This is a genomic window from Mesorhizobium sp. M0571 (assembly GCF_040320985.1).
Classification (GTDB): Bacteria; Pseudomonadota; Alphaproteobacteria; order Rhizobiales; family Rhizobiaceae; genus Mesorhizobium.
Window position 1 is genome coordinate 179,238 of record NZ_JAMYQT010000002.1, and the last position, 19,348, is coordinate 198,585.

The window sequence follows — 19,348 nt, forward strand, 5'->3', positions numbered from 1 at the left end:
GCCTGCCAAACTAGTGCTAGGTCGCAGCGCCGCGCGGCCTCGCCAAATCGTTCGTCCCCTCTGCATCCGGCGCTTGGCCATAGCTCATCTTCCGCATTTGCTCGATCACCCGCGCCATCTCCTCGTTGGAAAGGACCGGCGGCTCGCCAAGCGTAAGTGCCTGCACATACATGCGAGACAGGGTTTCGACCTCGTTCGCCAGCCACAACGCCGCTTCTAGTGTCTTGCCGAGCGAAATCTGCCCGTGCTGGCCGAGCAGGCAGGCGAGGCGATCTTTGAGTGCAACCAAGGCATTGTCGGACAAGGCCTGCGTGCCGAAGGTTGCGTAACCCGCGCAGCGGATGGTCGTACCGCCCGCCACTCCTGTCATGTAGTGGAAGCTCGGGATCGTCTTATGATGGCAGGCCAGCGTCGTGGCATAGAGTGAGTGACAATGCAGCACCACATTGATCTCCTGTCGCTCCCTCAAAATGTCACGGTGGAAGCGCCACTCCGAGGAGGGCCGTCGGCCGGCATAGGTGCCGTCAAAGCCCATCTCGACGATGTCTTCGGGCGTCATCGTTTCGTAGGGTAGCGATGAGGGCGTGATCAGGAAACCGTCGCGGGAGCGCACCGACAGGTTGCCGGCATTGCCCTGGTTGATACCGCTGGAATTCATCCGACGGCAAACATCCACCATCTCGCGGCGCACAGCGCTGTCATCAGTCATAGATCGTTCCTTTTGCTGGTCTTGCCCTGTAGAAGTTGTTTCGCTTCGCCAATTCGCGCCACCGCTGCGCATAGACCGCGAGCGCCTCACGATCGCCGGCAAAGGCGGCCGGCAGGCTGAGCGCGATCGGAGCCGGCGTGTGACGAGCTTCGTGTTCGCCAAGTAACGCCGCACCCGAGGCCGTGCCATAGGAGTCGAGGTTGTAGACCGTTTCGGCGTTTGGCCGCAGCGCGGCAACCAGCGTGGCGTAGAGCGGGTCCCGCAGGAAGGTACCATCCAAGGCAACCAGCCCGTTTTCGTTCAGCGCTTTGATACATTCCGCCGTCAGCAGCGCGGCATACAGCACCGCGAGCGCCTTGCGCTCCGCAGGGGTTTCTGCAGGTGGCCCTTCAAACCGGCCGCGCCCAGCGCTGCCAGGAAAGAGGCCGTCATCGTCGCCGAAAGACGGCAATGCAAAGGTGCCCCGCTCAATCAACAAACCGACCAGCGCGGCGTCGGCCGCATTTCCTTCTTGTCCCTGCCCTGCCACATGACTGAACTCTCGTCCGCCCATGGTCAAAACGCCGCCGACCGGGCGTCCTGTCACGTCGCTGTTCAGCACCATTGCGCGATTTTCATCGAGCTGGTCGAGAGGTGTCGCCGCGCACATTCCGACAATCCAGGTTCCGGTAGAGATCACGCAGGCATCGCGCATGCCTGCCGCCTGATAGCGGTAGAGATTCAGGCTGCTGTCGTGGCCGCCGGTCAGGACAGACAGCTTTTCCGGTATGCCGTACCGGCGCGCTAGATCCGGCCGGATTGGCCCCAACGTCTCCCAAGCCTGATGGAATGGTGGCATGAGGTGCCTCCAGCCCTGCCCCGCCACAATGGGCGTCCACTCCTTGCGCACATTGTTCCATAGATGTGATTGCGCCGAGAGGATCGTCGTTTCGGCCGATGGGACGCCCGACAGCCGCCAAGCCCAATATTGGGGCAAGCCCAGATACCAACGAGCCTGAGCGACACACTCCGGATAAACCTGCTGCATCCAGTACAGCTGGCGCGCCTGATGGGCCGCCTTCAGCATGATTGTGCTGCCGCGATCGAAGAAATCGCCCGAAAGCGGCGCGTAGCCATCGCGAATTGCAGGCGGCAGGTCCTGCTCATAGTCAATCATCGGCAGAGCGGAAGTGTCGTCGGGATCTGCGTTCACCAGAACCCCCGCGGAGCCGTGTCCGGTGGCGACCACCTTTTCCAGCGGATGGTGTCGGCACAAAGTGGCGAGCGAGCCGAACAGCCAGTCGCTAATGCCCTTGAGATCGTGCTGCCGCCAAGGTGGACCGGGCCGCACCTCGTTGCGGACAGAGAGGCTCTCCGCGAGCATGCCGTCGAACGTCATCGCGGAGAACTTTATGTTGGTCTTGCCGATGTCGAAGACAGCGATCCTCGCGGCGTCCGCCTTCTGCCCGTCATCCATTGTGTCAGATCAGACCGTATTGGCGAGCCTTGTTGCGCAGGAACGGCAAGCCATTGCCCATCACTTCGGCCTCGTCCTTCGCGACTGGCCGCCAGACTGAGAGACCGTAGGAGACTTCCGGCGGCATGTTGATGAAGCTTTCCATGGCAAGTCCGCCCTTGAAGCCTATCGCCGCGAGCGTTGCGTAGATCTCGTCCCAGGGACAGTTGCCGGTGCCTGGCGTGCCGCGATCGCTCTCAGACAAGTGGATATACTTCAGGTGATCGCGGGCGGCCAGAATGCCATTGGCGGCCCCCTTCTCCTCGATGTTCATGTGGTAGGTGTCGAGATGAACAAAGATGTTGTCGGCGCCGACTTTCTCGAGCATCCAGACGGCCTGCGCGCCGGTATTTATCAAATGGTTCTCGTAGCGGTTCACCGCCTCGATTCCGAGCTCTATGCCGCGCTTCTTGGCGTGCTTGGCGGCGACGGTCAGCACATGCGCGATGTTGTCGTATTCCTTCTCGGTGGGTGGCACGCCGGTCCGTTCGCCGATACCGCCGAAAATCACGCCGGAAAGCGCCAGCGCGCCCATCTCCGCAGTCTTGTCGATGGCCACTTCGAGATGTTCGATGGCGGCATCCGGCCGCACCGAGGCCCAGGCCCGCTCCGGCAGGCCAAGGGAGCAAACGGCAGGAAGATTGTGCTGTTCGAGCAAGGCGCGTGTATGCGCGGCATCGACCGCCGGCGCGTTCAGAAGCGCAATCTCGACAAAATCCATGCCGTATTTGACGGAAGCCGCGATCGCCTTCTCCGCGCCGGCCCGGTCCCAGTTCATCGTCCACATCGAGGTGTGGACCCCAAAACCATGCATCTAACTCACCCTTTGTTTGTGTTTAGGAATTTGAGGCGCCCGGCAAGCCAGCGCAGGATCATCACCGTGATCAGCAAAATGCCCCAGACCGCCGTCGCAAGGTGCTGGTTTGCGCCCATCAAATTGAGTCCCGAGGACAGAAGCTGGAGCACCACCAGCGCGACGAAGACAGGGATCACCCGACCGAAGCCGCCGAACGGATTGACCCCGCCAAGAAAGCAGGCCAGCACGGTGATCAGCAGGTAAGACTCGCCGTGGCCGACACGCACCGAATTGAAGCGCGCCAGCATGATGATGCCGGCGACCGCGCACATTGCGCCGGACAATGTGTAGACCAGAACCTGCACCCTGCGCGTATTGATGCCGGAGTAGCGCGTGGCCTCGATGTTGGAGCCGATCATGTAGGTGTTGAAGCCCAGCTTCATGCGGGTCAGCAGGACGTGCCAGATCAGCACGCAAGCGATGAAAATGAGCAACGGCACCGGGATGCCAAACATCGAACCGTACCCGATCGGCGCCAGGAAGCCGGGAAAGCCGGACACGTCGCCGCCGCGCGTCAGGAATTCCCCGAGACCGCGCAGGAAGATCATCATCGACAGCGAGACCAGGATCGGGTGAGCCTTGGTGTAGGCGATAACCAGCCCCATGATCAGCCCACTTAGTGCTCCGACCGCGATGGCAAGGACCGAGCCAAGGACAAAAGCGCCGATGCTCGCGTCGACGCCTCCCTGGCTTTGCAGCACCCAAGCTAACGTCAGCCCGGCCATGTTGGCCGTGAAGGTGATGGCCAGGTTCAGGCCGCCGGTCAGGATCGGCAGCAGCATGGCGAGCGTGAGGAGGCCGAGCTCCGGCAGCTGGAAGGCGACGGATCCAAAGGTAGCACGGGAAAGGAAGTTCGGCGCGGCGATGCCGAACACGACCATGACCACCATGAACGCGGCAAGTGGACCTGCCAGTTCGGGGCCGAGCGACTTGCGGGCGCGTTCAATCACAACCGTCATGAAGGCACCCGCCGGCTTTTCAGGAACGGCAGCAGGCGTTCGATGCTGGTGTTCGACAGGGTGATGGCGGCAAGGATGATGATGCCGACGATCATCTTGAATGCGAAAGGCGACACGCCCATCAAATTAAGTCCGTTCTGGGTGATCGAGACCAACAGAACGCCCAGGATGCAGCCGAGCACGCTGCCTTTGCCGCCGCCAAGCCGCGCACCGCCAAGGACTACGGCCGCCAGGACGTCGAGTTCGCGCCCATAAAGGGCGTTCGGCACCACTTCCTGCGCGTAATGCGCTTGGACGAGACCGGCGATGCCCGCCATCAGGCCAAGCCAGCCGAAGGCGATAAATTGCATGGCACCGATATTGATGCCGAAGCGGCGCGCGCCTTCCGGATTGTCGCCAAAAGCGTAGAGTTGGCGACCGGTGGTGGTGCGCGTGATCAACGCCCAGGTAGCGAACACGCATACGGCCATAATAAGCACAGGTAGCGTGATCTCCGCCCAGGTGCCGTCAGCCATCTCTCGCTCGAACAGCACCACGCGGGTGGTGAGCCAGTCCGGCAGATTGTAGATCGACACGCCGCCTGTGAAGAACATCAGCAGGCCGAAGAAAATGTTGAAGGTCGAAATCGTGGCGACGATCGAGATGATCCTGAACCTGTGGATCAGGAAAGCGTTAGTGCAGCCCAACGCGACGCCCAATGCGCCAGCGATGATGAGGCCGAAAATCCAGTTCCCGCCGCCGATCCAGCCAAGGACGGTCGCCGTCAGATATTGGACGACGGAGGCAGCAACCGCGAACGAGATGTCAATGCCGCCGGCAATCAGCACGACGAGCAGGCCGACGGCGAAGATGATGTTGACCGAACTGGTGTTCAGAAGGTCAAATGCATTGCCGAGGGTGAAGAACCGGTCCGTCGCAAACGAGAGGAAGACGCAGATCACCGCGATAACGGCGAGCAAAGCCAGTTCCGTTGCGTGGGAGCGGACAAACCTACGCATAGACCGCCTCTTCGATCGCCCTGAGGGTCGTAGCGCCCGGCACATATTCGCCGACAATGCGCCCCTGAGCCATGTGCAGCACACGGTCCGCGTTGAAATAGACTTCGGGCACCTCGTCCGAGATCAGGATAATGGCCAGGCCGCTGTCCGCCAGCTTGGAAACGATATCGAAAATGCCGGCGCGCGCGCCGACATCAACACCGACGGTCGGTCCGTCGAGGATTAGCAGTTTCGGATCGGTCGCCAGCCATTTTGCAATGGCGATGCGTTGCTGATTTCCCCCCGACAGGGTCGAGATCGCGTCCTCCTGCTTTCCGATCTTGACGCCGAGATCCCTTATCCAATCGTTGACCAGAGATCGTTTGCGATCGCTCGAAATGAAACCGGCCGAAAGGATCTTGTCTAGCGAGGCGATGACCATGTTGTCGGCGATTGCCTGGGGCTGAATGAGGCCGAGCGACAGCCGGTCTTCCGAAAGATAGGCGACGCCGGCGGCGATCGCGTCACGGTTGGAACCGAAGCGAACCGGTTTGCCATCCAGGACAACAGAGCCCGATCTGGGCTTGCGCATGCCAAACAACGTCAACGCCAGCTCGGTGCGCCCTGCCCCGAGCAACCCGGTGATGCCGAGCGTCTCGCCGCGCCGTACCGTCAATGACACATCCTCGAATTCGCCGGGCCGCGACAGCCCCTTAACCTCAAGCATAACCGGGCTCCTGCTCAAATCGCGATGCAGGACGGAATAGTCGAAGGTCTTGCCGGTCATCAGCTCGGTGATGCGCGATTGGGTCAGACCCTTGGTCGGATAGACGCCAACCAGGGCGCCATCGCGCAGCACGGTCACACGGCTGGAGATTTCGAGAACCTCCGCCAGGCGGTGACTGACGAACACAACGGCAACGCCCGACGCCGACAGATTGCGCACAATGTCCAGCAGATAGTCGGTTTCAGATTGGGTGAGCGAGGCCGTCGGCTCGTCCATGAAGACGAGCTTCGCCTCGCCGACGAGCGCGCGCGCGATAGCTACGATCTGCCGCTGTGCGATGGGAAAATGGTGGAGCGCGAGATCGACATCGAGGGTAACACCAAGACGTTTCAAGGCGTTGGTCGCGACACGGCGCATTTCGGCATAGTTCACCAGCCGCGGCCAGCGGCCGATGACAGTCTGGAAGGCTATGTTCTCGGCGACGGTCATCTCGGGAAACAGGGCGAGGTCCTGCCAGATGACCTGAATTCCGCCGGCCTGCGCCGTTACCGGCGACATATGGGTGTAGCTCTGGCCGTTATAGTCGATCTCGGCGCCAGCCTCGGGCTTGTACACGCCTGTAACGACCTTGATCAGCGTGCTCTTGCCGGAGCCGTTCTCGCCGGCGAGGCAATGCACCTCGCCCGGCAGAACCTCAAAGCTGACATTCTTCAGGGCCTTCACGCCGCCAAACGTCATGTTGACATTGCGGAGCGACAGCAGCGGCCGTGACGCGGCGCCATCGAGTGCCTGATCAGCCATCGAGTTGAAACCCTGGATCCAATCGCGTTGACACATCTTCAGCCGGGCCGGCTCGAGGCCAGCCCGGCTGCCGTAGCCTTGGCAGGCTTTACAGGCCCATCGCCGCGAGACCGTCAACAGTATCCTTGTTGATTGGGACCAGCTGATCGACGATGATGTTATGGTTTTCGAAGTCCGGCTTGACTGTCCCTAGCCCTTCGATCGTATCGCCATCCTTGATCTTGTTGCCCTTCATGAGATGGTCAGCCAACGTGACGAAAACCTCACCCGCCTGCTTCGGATTCCACATGAAGCCGCCGGAGATCGCGTCGCTCTTGATGAGCTTCTGGCCCTGGCCTGGCGAGAATGGACCGAGCACGAATATCTCGCCCACCTTCCGGCGCTCTTCGATTGCGCGGCCAGCGCCGATCGGGCCTTGGCTGCCGAAGGCAAGGAAGCCTTTCAAGCCGGGATTGGCGGAGATCAGGTCAAGCGCAGTGCTGCGGCTCTTGTCCACGTCCTCGGCGACCCCATAACGATCGCCGACAAGCTTCATGTCCGGATGGTTCTTCTTCAGATACGCGATCGCTGCATCGGCCCAGGCATTGTGCAGCGGCACCGTCAGCGAGCCGACGAAGACTGCATACTCACCCTTGCCGCCCATCTTGTCCGCCAAGAGCTTGGCGTGAGCCTCGCCGAAGCCGGTCGCGGACGCGAGTTCGAAATCCCAGTCGGCGCCCTTCTGGCCAGGCGATTCATGCGTGATGACGATGATGCCGGCGTCCTTCGCCTTCTGCAGGACAGGTTCAAGCACTTTCGCATCATTCGGCACGACGCCTATGACCTTGACGCCCTTTGCGATCAGATCCTCGATGGCGCGAACTTGCAGTGCCGGATCGGCACTGGTCGGGCCAACCATGAATGCGTCGACCCCTAGCTTTTGGCCGCGCTCCTTGATGCCCGCCTCCATTGCGTTGAACCAGGGAATGCCGCCGATCTTAACGACGACGCCGACCTTACCGGCCTGCTGTGCCATCGCAGCGAATGAGCCGCCAAGCATAAAGGTCGCGGCGAGTGCCGCGATCATGAGCTTTTTCATTTGTACTCCTCCCATAACGTTCCCGACGGGAACACAGTCGATCCGCCGATTTGTGGTTGCACAATCGATGGTGCACCAACTATTATGCAGGAAGACGCACTCGTCAAGCGGGATATTGCTCTAACGCGATATTGCTCTAAAGAGACGCTCCGGAGGAGCTCAAATGGATCAGCAGGTCAAGAAGAAGGCGACGATCTATGACCTGTCGGTGCTGTCGGGCAGTTCGCCGTCGACCGTGAGTGCCGTGCTGAACGGCACTTGGCGCAAGCGCCGCATCAAGGAAAGCACAGCGCAAGCAATTCTCGGCCTCGCCGAACGCCATCAATACACCACCAACCTCCAGGCGCGGGGTTTGCGACGCTCACGATCGGGCCTGGTCGGCCTGATGCTGCCCGTCCACGACAATCGCTACTTCTCCTCCATGGCGCAGACATTTGAGGGACATGTGCGCAGCCGCGGTCAATGCCCGGTCGTGGTCAGTGCCAGCCGCGATCCGGAAGAGGAACGGCGGACCGCGGAGACGCTGATCTCCTATTCAATCGACCAGCTCTTCATAGTCGGCGCCACCGATCCGGACGGCGTGCACGAGGTCTGCGAGTCGGCGGGACTAAGGCATATCAATATCGACCTACCGGGAGCAAAGGCGCATTCGGTGATCAGCGACAACTATGAGGGCGCGCGGATGTTGACGGAGGCAATCATCCGCCACTTCGGCAATGATGACCCTCTGCGGCCGGACGAGCTGTTTCTTTTTGGCGGCCGCAACGACCACGCCAGCCGCGAACGCATCGCCGCCTTCCACGCGACAAAAAAGGCCCTGTTGGGCGACGACCCTGATGACGGTGTACAGTCCTCCGGCTATTCGCCCGACATAACATTGCGGGCCTTCGAGGCGTTTTGCCAACGCCATGGCAAGCTGCCGCGCGCTCTGTTCATCAATTCGTCGATCAATATGGAAGGTCTGCTGCGTTTCATGGCGGGCCGGCCGGCGGAGATGTTTAGTGAGCTTGTCGTCGGTTGCTACGACTATGACCCATTCGGCTCCTTCCTGCCCTTCCCTGTACTCATGGTGCGGCAGAATGTTGAGGCGATGATTGCCAAGGCGTTCCAGCTGATCGATGAACCGCCGACGGCGCCGCAAACTTTTCTGATTGCGCCAGAGTTGATCCAACCCAGGTCTGCCCTGAAAGGGCCGCTGGACACTTTGAAGGATATAGCTTGAAGCGCCTGAGAGCCGGTCGTTACATTGCTCCCCTCATCCACGTGTCACGGGAGCGACACGTGCCGCGGCATTATGGAAGTCAGCCGCGGTTTCACTCCGCATATGCGTGCGCCACTTTGCCTGTCAAAGATGTGGCCACGGCGCGGATCGATCCGCAACCTCACCTCTTGACCCGGTCGGACTGCGAGCCGGTCCTAGGATATGGCGTCAATTGCGTCCTCGCCGAGCCTGGTAAAGACCTGTGTCTCTGAACCGGTCGGCTCCAGCACCGGAACCGCCCCCGTCAGGCCGTCGGGTGTGCTATTATTTGGTACTGGATTTTTGCTGCGCCTGGTTCGATGCCGCAATGCAGAACCGGATGGCCATTCTGAGGGGACGCTTTATAACGGGTCGTTGAATCGTGATGACCAGGGAGACACGATGCGCTACGAGCGTCCGCATTCAATAGAAGATGCAGTCGGCCTGTTGGCCGGGTCGGCCGGCACGGCCGCGATTCTCGCCGGAGGCAGCGACCTGCTGGTGAGGATGAAGGGCGGCTTCATCGAACCCGACCTGATCGTCGACATCAAGGCGATCGGCGGGCTCAGCGAGATCAGGGAAACAGCTGAGGGTTTCAGCATAGGTGCTGCAGTCCCCTGCGCCGTCTTGGGAGAGAGCGCTGCCCTGAAGAAGGCATGGCCCGGCGTCGTCGAAGCAGCCAAGCTGATCGGCTCGAAACAGGTGCAGGGACGCTGCACCATCGTCGGCAATCTCTGCAACGCCTCGCCGGCTGCCGACAGCGTGCCAGCGTTGGTGGCGGCCGGTGCCAAGGCATCGGTTGTCGGGCCCGCGGGTACGCGAACGATTCCCGTGGAGAGCGTGCCGACCGGGCCAGGCAAGACGTCCTTGGCCAAAGGCGAAATCATCGAGGCGATCCTGCTCGACAAGCGCCCACCGGGCTCGGGCGATGCGTATCTGCGTTTTATTCCACGTACGGAGATGGATATCGCGGTGGTCAGCGCCGGCGTGAATTTGACGCTCGATGAGAGAGGTGTCGTCAAATCGGCCCGCGTGGCGCTGGGCGCCGTGGCGCCGACGGTGCTTCTGGTCGAAGAGGCCGCCCAGGTCCTCATCGGCACGAAACTGGACCAAGCCACCCTGGAGCGGCTCGCCAAGGTCTGCTCGGGGTCCTGCCGTCCCATCGACGACAAGCGCGGGACCGTCGAATTCAGAAGGAAGGTTGCGGGTGTGCTGGCCAAGCGGGCCGCCACGACCGCCTATGCACGGGCAGGAGGCAAGTGATGGCTGGTGTAGCAGTCTCAACGACAATCAACGGCGACAACGTCGAGTACCTTTGCCAACCGGACGAGACGCTGCTCGATGTGCTGCGCGACCGCCTCGGGCTGACGGGCGCCAAGGAAGGCTGCGGCACCGGCGACTGCGGAGCGTGCAGCATCATCCTCGACGACCGGCTGGTGTGCTCGTGCCTGGTGCTTGGCGCGGAGGCTGAAGGCCGGCGCGTCGAGACCATCGAGGGCATGGCGCATGGCGACAAACTGCATCCGCTGCAGCAGAAGTTCCTCGAGCACGCAGCGCTGCAATGCGGCATCTGCACGCCGGGCTTCCTGATCGCGGCGAAGGACCTTTTGGCCAAGAACCCTGATCCGACCGAGGAGGAAATCCGCTTCGGCCTCGCCGGAAACCTCTGCCGCTGCACCGGCTATGACAAGATCGTGCGTGCCGTTCAGGACGCCGCCAGCGTGATGAAGGGAGCATGACGATGAATTTCGACCCGCGTTATTCGGCTCGCAACTTCGCATCCGTCGGCACGCGACCCATTCGTCCGGACGGCGTCGACAAGGTGACTGGCCGCGCCCGCTACGGCGCGGACTTCAACATGGCCGGCCAGCTGGTCGGGCGTGTTCTGAGAAGCCCGCACGCGCACGCGACGATCAGGAAGATCGATACCTCGAAGGCCGAGAAGCTTCCCGGCGTGAAGGCGGTGATCACCGCGGCCGACCTGCCCGACCTCACCGATGGCGATGCCGCCATGTACGACATCCTCGACAATTGCATGGCGCGCAACAAGGCGCTCTATGACGGCCATGCGGTGGCCGCGGTGGCCGCGGTCGACGCCCGCACCGCCAGGCAGGCGCTGAAGCTGATCGAGGTCGACTACGAGGTACTGCCGCATGTGACTGATGTCGACGAGGCGATGAAGCACACGGCCCCCGTGCTCAACGACACCATCTTCACCGAGGGCCTAGAGGAAAAGCCCGTCAAGCCGTCCAACGTCACCAAGCGCACGCAGTACGGCCATGGCGATGTCCATGAGGGCTTCGGTCATGCCGATTTCATCGTCGAACGCTCGTTCAAGACCGAGCAGACGCACCAGGGCTATATCGAGCCGCATGCCTGCGTGGCCAATGTCAGCTCCGACGGCACCGCCGACCTCTGGGTCTGCACGCAGGGGCATTTCGTCTACCGCCAGCACTGCGCGCAACTGCTTGGCATGGAAGCCTCGAAGCTGCGCGTCACCTCGTCGGAGATCGGCGGCGGCTTCGGCGGCAAGACCCATGTCTGGGCCGAGCCGGTCGCGCTGGCGCTGTCGCGCAAGGCCGGCCGGCCGGTCAAGCTGGTCATGACGCGCGATGAGGTGTTCCGCGCCTCGGGGCCGACCAGCGCCACCTCGATCGACGTCAGGATCGGCGCCCGCAAGGACGGCACGATCACCGCCGCCGAGGCGACCTTGCGCTATTCCTGCGGCCCCTATGCCGGCATGTGGGCCGAGATCGGCGCCATGACCGCGTTTGCCTGCTACAATCTCGAGAACGTCAAGACGGTCGGCTTCGAAGTGCTGGTCAACCGGCCGAAGACTGCGGCCTATCGTGCGCCGTCGGCGCCGATGGCGGCCTTCGCGGTGGAAAGCGCGATCGACGAGCTGGCCAAGGAGATCGGCATGGACGCGGTCGAGTTCCGGATCAGGAACGCCGCCCAGGAAGGCACCAGATCCTCCTACGGCCCGGTGTACGGGCCGATCGGCATCGGCCCGACGCTCGAGGCGGTGAAGAGCCATCCGCACATGAAGGCGCCACTCGGCAAGAACCAGGGCCGCGGCATGGCTTGCGGCTTCTGGTTCAACTTCGGCGGCCAGACCTGCACGGACCTCAACATCGGCATGGACGGCTCGGTCTCACTTGCCGTCGGAACCGTGGACGTCGGCGGCTCGCGCGCCTCGCTGTCGCTGGTGGCGGCGGAGGAACTCGGCATCGCCTATGAGCAGGTCAAGACGGTGGTCGCCGATACCGCCACCCTCGGCTACAACGACATGACGGACGGCAGCCGAGGCACCTTCTCCTCCTCCATGGCGACGATTTCGGCCGCCCGCAACGCGACCAAGATCCTGCGGGAACGCGCCGCGCAGATGTGGGACATTTCCGTCGACGACGTGGTCTGGGAAAAGGGCCACGCCACTGCCAAAGGCGAGAAGCATGGCAATCTTGGGCAGCTGTCGCTGAAGGAGATCGCGGGCGCGTCGGGAAAGACCGGCGGACCGATCGCAGGCCACAGTGAGCTCGTCGCCGACGGCGCCGGCGTCTCCTTCGCCACCCATATTTGCGATATCGAGGTGGATCCCGAGACCGGCTCTACCAGGGTACTGCGCTACACCGTCGTTCAGGACGCCGGCAAGGCTGTGCATCCGACCTACGTCGAGGGGCAGTACCAGGGGGGTGCCGCGCAAGGCATCGGCTGGGCGCTCAACGAGGAGTATATTTACGGCAAGGACGGGAGGCTTCAGAACCCCGGCTTCCTCGACTACCGCATCCCGGTCTGCTCGGACCTGCCGATGATCGACACACAGATCCTCGAGATCCCCAACCCCAACCACCCTTACGGGGTGCGCGGCGTCGGCGAGACCTCGATCGTGCCGCCGCTGGCGGCGATCGCCAATGCGGTGTCGAACGCCGCGGGCGTGCGGATGACGCATATTCCGATGTCGCCGCCGCGCATCCTGGCGGCGATCGAGGCGGAACGGGGAGGCTGATGGTCGAAGTGACGCTCTGGGGATCGCTTGGCGCGGCCGCCGGAGGCAAGAACAAGGTCGAGATCGAGGCCAAGGACATAAGGGAGCTGTTCAGGAAGCTGGCTGAACAGTATCCCGGCCTCGAGCCCTTGATTGACCGCGGCATCGCCGTCGCCATCGACGGGACGATCTATCGCGACACCTGGTCGAAGGAATTGCCCAAAAGCGCTGAAATTTTCCTGCTGCCGCGTCTTGCCGGGGGATAATTGGACAGCCAGGACCTGGCCTGTCAGGGGGCTCGATAAACGGCTCCGCCGTCATCGACAATCCTAGCCAGTTCAACTCGTGGGCCAAGCAGCTTTCTATGGCTGTTTTGCTGAAGAGCGGACATCGGCCAATGTCCGCTCTAACCCGTTCCATGCCAGCTCGATCATCGACGCCCAGGGAGCTTGAACGTGGCGACGCTTCGTTTGCGACAGCCGACAGTGGCAGCCCCGTCCGACGTCGTTGCCAGCCAGGTGATCGCCACCGCCGAAATACCGGAGCTGCTCGACCGCATCGGGTGGCGCGACGTCGCGTCGATCTGCGACTCGCAGAGCCAGGTTCTGTATTGTCAGCGCCCCACAAAGGCCCGGGTCGTGTTCGGCCGGGGAAGCGGCAACGTCGCTTTCAGAGGCAATTTCGGCTTCAGCTTCAACCGCAGCCCGGAGCATCGTCGCTGCCGGATCAGACGGCCTCGCGGTTGAGATGAACCGCAATCGAATTACGCTCCACCAAGCGGGCCGCGAGGACACTGTGCTCGAAAGGTATCGTGGCCTCCGCTAGCCTCTTCAAGAGAAGCTCCGCCGCCGCCGCCCCGATCAGATGCGCTGGCTGCGCGATGGCTGTGATACCTTGGGCCACGAACTGCATCCAGTCGAGATCGTCGAAGCAAAGCAGCGAAACGTCGCCTGGAATCGCCAGCTTCAGTGCCGAAGTCGCCTCCAGGACGCCTGTCGACATCACACCATCGGCGGTAAACAGAGCGGACGGTGCGTTGCGCATTGTCAGCAGATCGAGCGCCTCCTTGCGGGCCGCCTCGCTAGAATAGACCGCCACGCGGCGGATCAACCGCAGATCCGGTTCGATGCCTGCGGCACGATGGGCTTCGAGATAACCCAACAACCGTTGCCAGCTTGGATGATGGTAGCGAACATCCGAGCTGGAGAGATCAACGTTCGCTACAAAGGAGCCAACGTCATCGCGTAGGCCCGGCCCGAGTTCCGCCAATATTCCGATGCGGCTGTGTCCGGCGGCGATCATGGCAGCGATGCTGCTACGCGTTACAGAAACGTTGTCGACCACGACCGAATCGGTTTCCAGGCCCGCCACGATGCGATCGAACTGCACGACGGGACAGCGGGCCGCGACTGCCTCACGAAGATGATCCGGGTGGTCCACGAAGGTTGATGAGACGATCAACCCGTCGACCTGCTTTTCCAACAGCAGCTGCACGGCCTCTCGCTCGAGTTCGGCATTTTCGTCACTATTCGTAACGATAACCCCGAAGCCGCCACGGCGCGCGACATCCCCTATTCCGCGCAGCACGCTCGCGTAGAATGGGCTTTCGATGTCGCCGACTACAACTCCGATAGTCTGCGTCTTACCGGTGATCAGACCTTTGGCCAGGCGATTGGGGCGATATCCCAGCGCAGCTGCTGCGGCGCGCACCTTCTCCTGAACCTCGGGGCTACTGTAGCCGTAGTCACCAAGCACACGCCCCGCGGTGGCGGAACTCACCCCGGCCCGGCGAGCGACCTCTATGATAGTAGCGTTTTTCGACGATCTTTGAGTCACTCGGAAAACCCCGCCGCCCATGCGCGCGTTGTGACGGCGACCTAGCGGCAGTTAAGCCCGCCCGCAAGGCCGAACACCGAAGCACCCGCCGTTGCGCACACCATTGCAATCACAGCACCTCTGACAGAAAGCGCCGAAGACGTGGACTCTGCGGATTGTCGAAAAGGTCCTCTGGTCGTCCTGCCTCGACGATTCGCCCCTCGTCCATGAATACGACTTGGTTCGCGACTTTGCGAGCGAAGTTCATCTCGTGCGTAACGACCACCATCGTCATCCCGCCCCGACCGAGATCGGCCATCAAGTTCAGGACACCTTTGACCAATTCAGGGTCAAGCGCACTGGTGACTTCGTCGAACAGCATAACCTCGGGTTCGAGGGCCAGGGCGCGCGCGATGGCTACCCGCTGCTGTTGCCCACCCGAGAGATTAGCCGGCCGATGGTCTTTGCGCTCCAGCAGTCCGACTTCATGCAGCCTTGCTAAGGCCGCGCCGTCAGCCTCCTCGCGCGACATGCGTTTTACTTTGCGCAGCGCCAGGGTGATGTTGGCGAGCGCGCTGCGGTCGGGGAACAGATTGAACTGCTGGAAAACCATGCCGACGCGCCGCCGGAGTTGGTCAGGGGTCTGTTTGTAGATGCTTTCGCCATCGAGTAAAATGTCACCGGCTCGACACTCTACGAGGCGGTTGAGGCAACGCAGCAAGGTCGACTTGCCCGAGCCGGACGGCCCGATGAGGCAGGTGACAGTCCCGGGCTCCACTTTCAGACTGACGTCATGGAGCACCTGGACGGCGCCGTAGGCCATGTCGATATTCTTGACCTCGATGCCACCGCCCTTGAAGCGCGTGGGCGCCGCTGCGGGCAACTTCGCTGCGCCCGGCACGACGGCTTCGGCAAGCTCGGCGACTTCCTTGAGGCCGCTCTGCACAGCGGTGATACGTTTGCCGACGCGCATGCGCGCGTCGATGTAATTGACGAGGTGGGTCAGCGGCACCGTGATCACGAGATAGAACACGCCGGCCAGCAAGAGCGGTGACAAGTTGCCGGTCAGCACGGCCTGGTCTTGGCCGACGCGGAACAGTTCGCGTTCGGAGGCGAGGAGGCCAAGGAAATAGACCAGACTGGAGTCCTTGACGTTACCGATGAACTGGTTGACCAGTGCAGGCAGGACGCGGCGGATGCCTTGCGGGATCACCACCAGGCGCATGCCTTGGCCATACGTCATTCCGAGAGTGCGGGTGGCGTCGATCTGACCACGCTCGACGCTCTGAATGCCTGCGCGAAAAATCTCTCCGATGTAGGCGCCGGCAATCAGGCTGAGTGCCAGAATGCCCAGCGGATAAGGCGATGGACCGAACAGATCTCGGCCCAACCGCGCGAAGCCTTGGCCAATAATCAGGATCGTGACAATGGCGGGAAGCCCGCGAAAGATATCGGTGTAGACCCGGGCAAGGAGTTTCAGCGGCCGGTTTTCGGAAATCCCCATGACGGCGAGGACGATACCGATCAGCGTCCCGAAAAACGTCGAGGCAAGGGCCAGGATCAGGGTGTTCTTGAGGCCGACCATGACCATGTTTGGCAGAACTTCTGCCATCGCCTGGAAATCAAGGAAGCTGCGCGAGAAGGTATCGAACCAGCTCATATCAAGTCCATCTATAACTCGGCCGGGCACCGTTGCTCACGGGCCCGGCCGGAAAAAATTATAACGAAGTCGCGCGAATTTACTTCTTCGGCAGATATTGATTCGGCATCGGGGTGCCAGGGAACCATTTTTCGTGCAGCCGCTTCCAGGTGCCGTCGTCCATGGCCTCGCGCAGCGCCTTGTTCAGCGCCTCGCGGAAGGCGTCGTTGCCTTTCTTGACAACAAACCCGGCGGGCGCATCGAAGGACGGCACGTTCATTGTTATCTTCAGGTTCTTATAGCGTTCTACATACTGCTTGGCCGACTCATAGTCGGTGAAATGGCCATCGATCGTGCCGTTGTTCAGCGCCGCCACCGCAGTGTTGTTGTCGGGGAATTTGACGATGTCGCCCTTCAGATTCTTCTCGGCATAGATTTCCTGCAGCGTTCCCTGGATCACGCCGATGCGCTTTCCGGCGGTGCTCTCATTGCTCGTCAGAGCCGGATCAGCCGAAATGATCGACAGGTAGCCGGCGAGATAGCCGTCGCCAAAATCCACGGTCTTCTTGCGCTCCGCGGTCGTGCCAATGGCGGCGACAGCGACGTCGAAGCGGCCGTTGGCGACGGATGGCAGCAGCGCCGAGAATTCCTGGCCGGTGAAAACGACCTGCTCTTCCTTGAACCCGAGCCGGCGCGCTACGTCGCGGAAGAGTTCAGCGTCGAAGCCCGTGAAGTTACCGTTGGCGTCGGTGAAGACGTAGGGTTTCGCATCGCCCATGGTTCCGACGCTGATCACCGTCGGGTCGATGAGGTTGTAGGGGTTGTCGGCCGCTTTTGCCTGTGTTGACGAGGCCAACGTGCCAAGTCCTGTCACCAGCGCGATAGTCAGCGCCAGACCGGATTTCACCAGTTGGCGCCTGCTCGAATTCGTTTGCATGTCTTCTCCTCTTACGATTGGCCAAACCGGCCTGCGATCCCACTCGACGTCTCATCCATCAAAACGCTCTTAGGCGGCGCTCAGTATGAATGAGAACGTTATCACTTCATTTAGCATTGTCCATTTCTCGCGTCAATTGTTCCGGAGAATTTCGCGCCTAGACGGTTTTTCCGTTTGCACGTGCCGAGTTCCGCGGAGGATCTCCGGCGTCATCTTCCCTATGTCGATTGCTGTCGCATGGCCAATCGCCCCGTAGTACCGGCAGGTAGCGGCCGCTGCCTCCGCGGCATGACCGAGGATGTCCTGAGGCGCCTCTTCCCTGAGCAGGCCGAATAGCGTTCTGGCGATGAAGGTGTCGCCCGCGCCCAAGGTGTCGACGGGTTCGACCAGCCGCGCCGGGGTGCTGTAGGAGACGGTGTCGCTGTGAAGCACCGCGCCAGCTCGACCTCGAGTCACCAGAACCCATTTTGAACCACATGCAAGCAGTTCGGATACGATTGCAGCCAATTTATCGTCGTTGAGACCGTCGCCCGAGACGGAGGCCAGATAGCAATAGCGCCCAATCTCGCGCCGGTGTCCCGGCTCCCGCCGTGTAGAAAAATCGTAAGATAACAGGGATTTACTCGATACCGCGGCAACCCACGGGTCTAACCCGCTGGATTGGCCGATGTGGACGGCCTGAAAGCCCGAGAGAAAATCCAGATCTTCTTGCGTTGGCGTGAACATCGAGACGCCGAGGTCGAAGTCCAGGAAAATCCGATCAGCGTTTCGGTGACCTATGAGGCAGTAGGCGGTCGACCCTTCGAGGCGACGCAATCGGGTGACGTCCACGCGTTCCGACGCCAGTGCAGTGCAGATCAGGTCCCCGGCCCGGTCTTTGCCGATCGCTCCAACATAGGCCGACTGCCCGCCGAAGCGGCTCACATAGACCGAGACATTGAGGCAATTTCCTCCGGGAAACATCTCGCCGCGAGCAAGATAACAATCGACCACGTTATCGCCCATCGCGGCAATCTTGACCATTGCATGACTTTCAGTTTAAAGAATGTGAGAACGTTCGCACAATCACCACTATCTGTCAATTGTGCCCCCGGCCCAAGCTTTGCCAACGAGATGAGGAAGCTCATGATTTCCGCCGTGCCCGCCGACATAGAACGCGCTCTGACCGCTACGGCGGGCAGGCACTTTTCGCACCTATTTCTCGTGGCGTGCGGCGGCTCGCTCTCAATCATGATGGCAGGCAAGTACTTCGTCGACCGCTACAGTGGCGCATTCCCCTGCGACATCTACAACGCGGATGAGTTCGTCTGCCGAGATCCGAAGCGGTTGGGGCCTGACACCCTCGTTGTCCTTTGCTCGCAGACAGGAACCACCACGGAGACCGTGCGGGCGGCCAATCATGCAAAACACCGAGGCGCAACGACAATCGCCATGACACTCGACCAAACATCGCCCCTCGCGCGGGCGGTCGACCACCCGGTGGCCTACCAGGCATCCTACACGACGGGCAAAGCAATCGATGCGGCCTACAGCAATTACGGCGTGCTCTACATGTTGCTCGCTGGCCTGATCGATGCTCGGGAGAATGCCAAGCTAACCGCCGACCTGCTGATGAGCCTGAGCCATCTTCGCCCGGCCATCGATAGTGCGCACCGGATCTATGCCGACCGGTTTCGGGCCTTTGCACCCCGTTTCGCGCCGCGCAAGGCGATCTACACACTTGCCAGCGGTGCCAGCTATGGCGCGGCCTATTCCTACGCCATCTGCGTGTTGATGGAGATGCAGTGGTACGACTCGCAGGCCATACACGCCAACGAGTTTTTCCATGGCCCCTTTGAGGTGGTGGACAAGGATGCCGGCTTCGTCGTGATGTTGGGCTTGGACGAAACGAGGCGCCTCACGGAACGCGCCCGCGACTTCCTTTTCAAGTACGGCAGCCGGGAAAACACCCTGGTGCTCGATGGAGCGGAACTCGACCTCAGCGGTATGTCCAATCACATAAAACCCTATCTCGTACCCTTGGTCTTCTTCGACACTCTATGGCGTTTTGCCTACGAGCTGGCCGGTCTGCGCGGCCGGCCGATGCTTGAGGGCCGGCGCTACATGAAGAAGCTAACGGACTACTAGTTC

Annotated in this window: 18 protein-coding genes; 7 read left to right on the forward strand and 11 right to left on the reverse strand. The window is 61.5% G+C overall.

What is annotated here, in order from left to right:
- Positions 1 to 16: 16 nt before the first annotated feature.
- The 7 genes from NKI85_RS03360 to NKI85_RS03390 form a co-directional block, all read right to left on the reverse strand.
- Positions 17 to 709 (reverse strand): class II aldolase/adducin family protein, encoded by a 693-nt coding sequence (locus NKI85_RS03360; protein WP_352526111.1) that lies wholly within the window; start codon positions 707 to 709, stop codon positions 17 to 19.
- A complete protein-coding gene (locus tag NKI85_RS03365) occupies positions 702 to 2,165 on the reverse strand; it encodes an FGGY family carbohydrate kinase (RefSeq protein ID WP_352775972.1) in 1,464 nt (487 codons plus the stop codon). Before NKI85_RS03365 ends, NKI85_RS03360 begins: the two co-directional genes overlap by 8 nt.
- 4 nt (positions 2,166 to 2,169) lie before the next feature.
- A complete protein-coding gene (locus NKI85_RS03370; protein ID WP_352526114.1) occupies positions 2,170 to 3,018 on the reverse strand; it encodes a sugar phosphate isomerase/epimerase family protein in 849 nt (282 codons plus the stop codon).
- 5 nt (positions 3,019 to 3,023) lie between these two features.
- The gene (locus tag NKI85_RS03375) at positions 3,024 to 4,019 is read right to left on the reverse strand and encodes an ABC transporter permease (RefSeq protein WP_352526115.1); all 996 of its coding nucleotides are present in this window, start codon (positions 4,017 to 4,019) and stop codon (positions 3,024 to 3,026) included.
- Positions 4,016 to 5,017, reverse strand: a complete 1,002-nt coding sequence (locus NKI85_RS03380) for an ABC transporter permease (protein ID WP_352775976.1) — start codon at positions 5,015 to 5,017, stop codon at positions 4,016 to 4,018. The genes NKI85_RS03375 and NKI85_RS03380 overlap by 4 nt, the downstream gene beginning before the upstream one ends.
- A complete protein-coding gene (locus NKI85_RS03385) occupies positions 5,010 to 6,524 on the reverse strand; it encodes a sugar ABC transporter ATP-binding protein (protein WP_352526118.1) in 1,515 nt (504 codons plus the stop codon). The genes NKI85_RS03380 and NKI85_RS03385 overlap by 8 nt, the downstream gene beginning before the upstream one ends.
- Before the next feature lie 88 nt (positions 6,525 to 6,612).
- Positions 6,613 to 7,602, reverse strand: a complete 990-nt coding sequence (locus NKI85_RS03390) for an autoinducer 2 ABC transporter substrate-binding protein (RefSeq protein WP_352775980.1) — start codon at positions 7,600 to 7,602, stop codon at positions 6,613 to 6,615.
- Between the two features lie 163 nt (positions 7,603 to 7,765).
- On the opposite strand from NKI85_RS03390, the gene NKI85_RS03395 reads away from it, so the two are divergent.
- The 6 genes from NKI85_RS03395 to NKI85_RS03420 all read left to right on the forward strand — a co-directional run bounded on the left by NKI85_RS03395 (position 7,766) and on the right by NKI85_RS03420 (position 13,573).
- Complete coding sequence (locus tag NKI85_RS03395) at positions 7,766 to 8,824, forward strand: LacI family DNA-binding transcriptional regulator (RefSeq protein WP_352526121.1); 1,059 nt, start codon at positions 7,766 to 7,768, stop codon at positions 8,822 to 8,824.
- Positions 8,825 to 9,244: 420 nt separating this feature from the next.
- Complete coding sequence (locus NKI85_RS03400; protein WP_352775983.1) at positions 9,245 to 10,105, forward strand: FAD binding domain-containing protein; 861 nt, start codon at positions 9,245 to 9,247, stop codon at positions 10,103 to 10,105.
- A complete protein-coding gene (locus NKI85_RS03405) occupies positions 10,105 to 10,581 on the forward strand; it encodes a (2Fe-2S)-binding protein (protein WP_192357273.1) in 477 nt (158 codons plus the stop codon). The genes NKI85_RS03400 and NKI85_RS03405 overlap by 1 nt, the downstream gene beginning before the upstream one ends.
- 2 nt (positions 10,582 to 10,583) lie before the next feature.
- Positions 10,584 to 12,848, forward strand: coding sequence for a xanthine dehydrogenase family protein molybdopterin-binding subunit (locus tag NKI85_RS03410; protein ID WP_352776232.1), 2,265 nt, complete (start codon positions 10,584 to 10,586; stop codon positions 12,846 to 12,848).
- On the forward strand, positions 12,848 to 13,093 hold the full coding sequence (locus NKI85_RS03415) for a MoaD/ThiS family protein (protein WP_352775987.1): 246 nt from the start codon (positions 12,848 to 12,850) through the stop codon (positions 13,091 to 13,093). The genes NKI85_RS03410 and NKI85_RS03415 overlap by 1 nt, the downstream gene beginning before the upstream one ends.
- A gap of 189 nt (positions 13,094 to 13,282) precedes the next feature.
- Positions 13,283 to 13,573, forward strand: a complete 291-nt coding sequence (locus NKI85_RS03420; RefSeq protein WP_352775990.1) for a hypothetical protein — start codon at positions 13,283 to 13,285, stop codon at positions 13,571 to 13,573.
- Here the strand turns inward: NKI85_RS03420 and NKI85_RS03425 are convergent.
- The 4 genes from NKI85_RS03425 to NKI85_RS03440 all read right to left on the reverse strand — a co-directional run bounded on the left by NKI85_RS03425 (position 13,554) and on the right by NKI85_RS03440 (position 18,241).
- Positions 13,554 to 14,684 carry a LacI family DNA-binding transcriptional regulator gene (locus tag NKI85_RS03425; RefSeq protein WP_352775993.1) on the reverse strand — a complete coding sequence of 377 codons (1,131 nt, stop codon included), beginning with the start codon at positions 14,682 to 14,684 and terminating at the stop codon, positions 13,554 to 13,556. The genes NKI85_RS03420 and NKI85_RS03425 overlap by 20 nt on opposite strands.
- An 88-nt stretch (positions 14,685 to 14,772) precedes the next feature.
- A complete protein-coding gene (locus NKI85_RS03430; RefSeq protein ID WP_352775995.1) occupies positions 14,773 to 16,302 on the reverse strand; it encodes an amino acid ABC transporter permease/ATP-binding protein in 1,530 nt (509 codons plus the stop codon).
- 79 nt (positions 16,303 to 16,381) lie between these two features.
- Positions 16,382 to 17,218 carry an ABC transporter substrate-binding protein gene (locus tag NKI85_RS03435; RefSeq protein ID WP_352775998.1) on the reverse strand — a complete coding sequence of 279 codons (837 nt, stop codon included), beginning with the start codon at positions 17,216 to 17,218 and terminating at the stop codon, positions 16,382 to 16,384.
- Positions 17,219 to 17,350: 132 nt separating this feature from the next.
- Positions 17,351 to 18,241, reverse strand: a complete 891-nt coding sequence (locus NKI85_RS03440) for a PfkB family carbohydrate kinase (protein WP_352776000.1) — start codon at positions 18,239 to 18,241, stop codon at positions 17,351 to 17,353.
- Positions 18,242 to 18,343: 102 nt separating this feature from the next.
- Between NKI85_RS03440 and NKI85_RS03445 the strand changes: the two genes are divergently transcribed.
- On the forward strand, positions 18,344 to 19,345 hold the full coding sequence (locus tag NKI85_RS03445; RefSeq protein WP_352776002.1) for an SIS domain-containing protein: 1,002 nt from the start codon (positions 18,344 to 18,346) through the stop codon (positions 19,343 to 19,345).
- Positions 19,346 to 19,348: the final 3 nt, after the last annotated feature.

Bases quoted from the DNA above. Each gene is read 5' to 3' on its own strand.
- NKI85_RS03440 (WP_352776000.1), bottom strand. From the start codon at position 18,241: ATGGTCAAGATTGCCGCGATGGGCGATAACGTGGTCGATTGTTATCTT.
- NKI85_RS03430 (WP_352775995.1), bottom strand. From the start codon at position 16,302: ATGAGCTGGTTCGATACCTTCTCGCGCAGCTTCCTTGATTTCCAGGCG.
- NKI85_RS03365 (WP_352775972.1), bottom strand. From the start codon at position 2,165: ATGGATGACGGGCAGAAGGCGGACGCCGCGAGGATCGCTGTCTTCGAC.
- NKI85_RS03435 (WP_352775998.1), bottom strand. From the start codon at position 17,218: ATGCAAACGAATTCGAGCAGGCGCCAACTGGTGAAATCCGGTCTGGCG.
- NKI85_RS03400 (WP_352775983.1), top strand. From the start codon at position 9,245: ATGCGCTACGAGCGTCCGCATTCAATAGAAGATGCAGTCGGCCTGTTG.
- NKI85_RS03410 (WP_352776232.1), top strand. From the start codon at position 10,584: ATGAATTTCGACCCGCGTTATTCGGCTCGCAACTTCGCATCCGTCGGC.
- NKI85_RS03380 (WP_352775976.1), bottom strand. From the start codon at position 5,017: ATGCGTAGGTTTGTCCGCTCCCACGCAACGGAACTGGCTTTGCTCGCC.
- NKI85_RS03425 (WP_352775993.1), bottom strand. From the start codon at position 14,684: ATGGGCGGCGGGGTTTTCCGAGTGACTCAAAGATCGTCGAAAAACGCT.
- NKI85_RS03390 (WP_352775980.1), bottom strand. From the start codon at position 7,602: ATGAAAAAGCTCATGATCGCGGCACTCGCCGCGACCTTTATGCTTGGC.
- NKI85_RS03405 (WP_192357273.1), top strand. From the start codon at position 10,105: ATGGCTGGTGTAGCAGTCTCAACGACAATCAACGGCGACAACGTCGAG.
- NKI85_RS03395 (WP_352526121.1), top strand. From the start codon at position 7,766: ATGGATCAGCAGGTCAAGAAGAAGGCGACGATCTATGACCTGTCGGTG.
- NKI85_RS03415 (WP_352775987.1), top strand. From the start codon at position 12,848: ATGGTCGAAGTGACGCTCTGGGGATCGCTTGGCGCGGCCGCCGGAGGC.
- NKI85_RS03445 (WP_352776002.1), top strand. From the start codon at position 18,344: ATGATTTCCGCCGTGCCCGCCGACATAGAACGCGCTCTGACCGCTACG.
- NKI85_RS03385 (WP_352526118.1), bottom strand. From the start codon at position 6,524: ATGGCTGATCAGGCACTCGATGGCGCCGCGTCACGGCCGCTGCTGTCG.
- NKI85_RS03370 (WP_352526114.1), bottom strand. From the start codon at position 3,018: ATGCATGGTTTTGGGGTCCACACCTCGATGTGGACGATGAACTGGGAC.
- NKI85_RS03360 (WP_352526111.1), bottom strand. From the start codon at position 709: ATGACTGATGACAGCGCTGTGCGCCGCGAGATGGTGGATGTTTGCCGT.
- NKI85_RS03375 (WP_352526115.1), bottom strand. From the start codon at position 4,019: ATGACGGTTGTGATTGAACGCGCCCGCAAGTCGCTCGGCCCCGAACTG.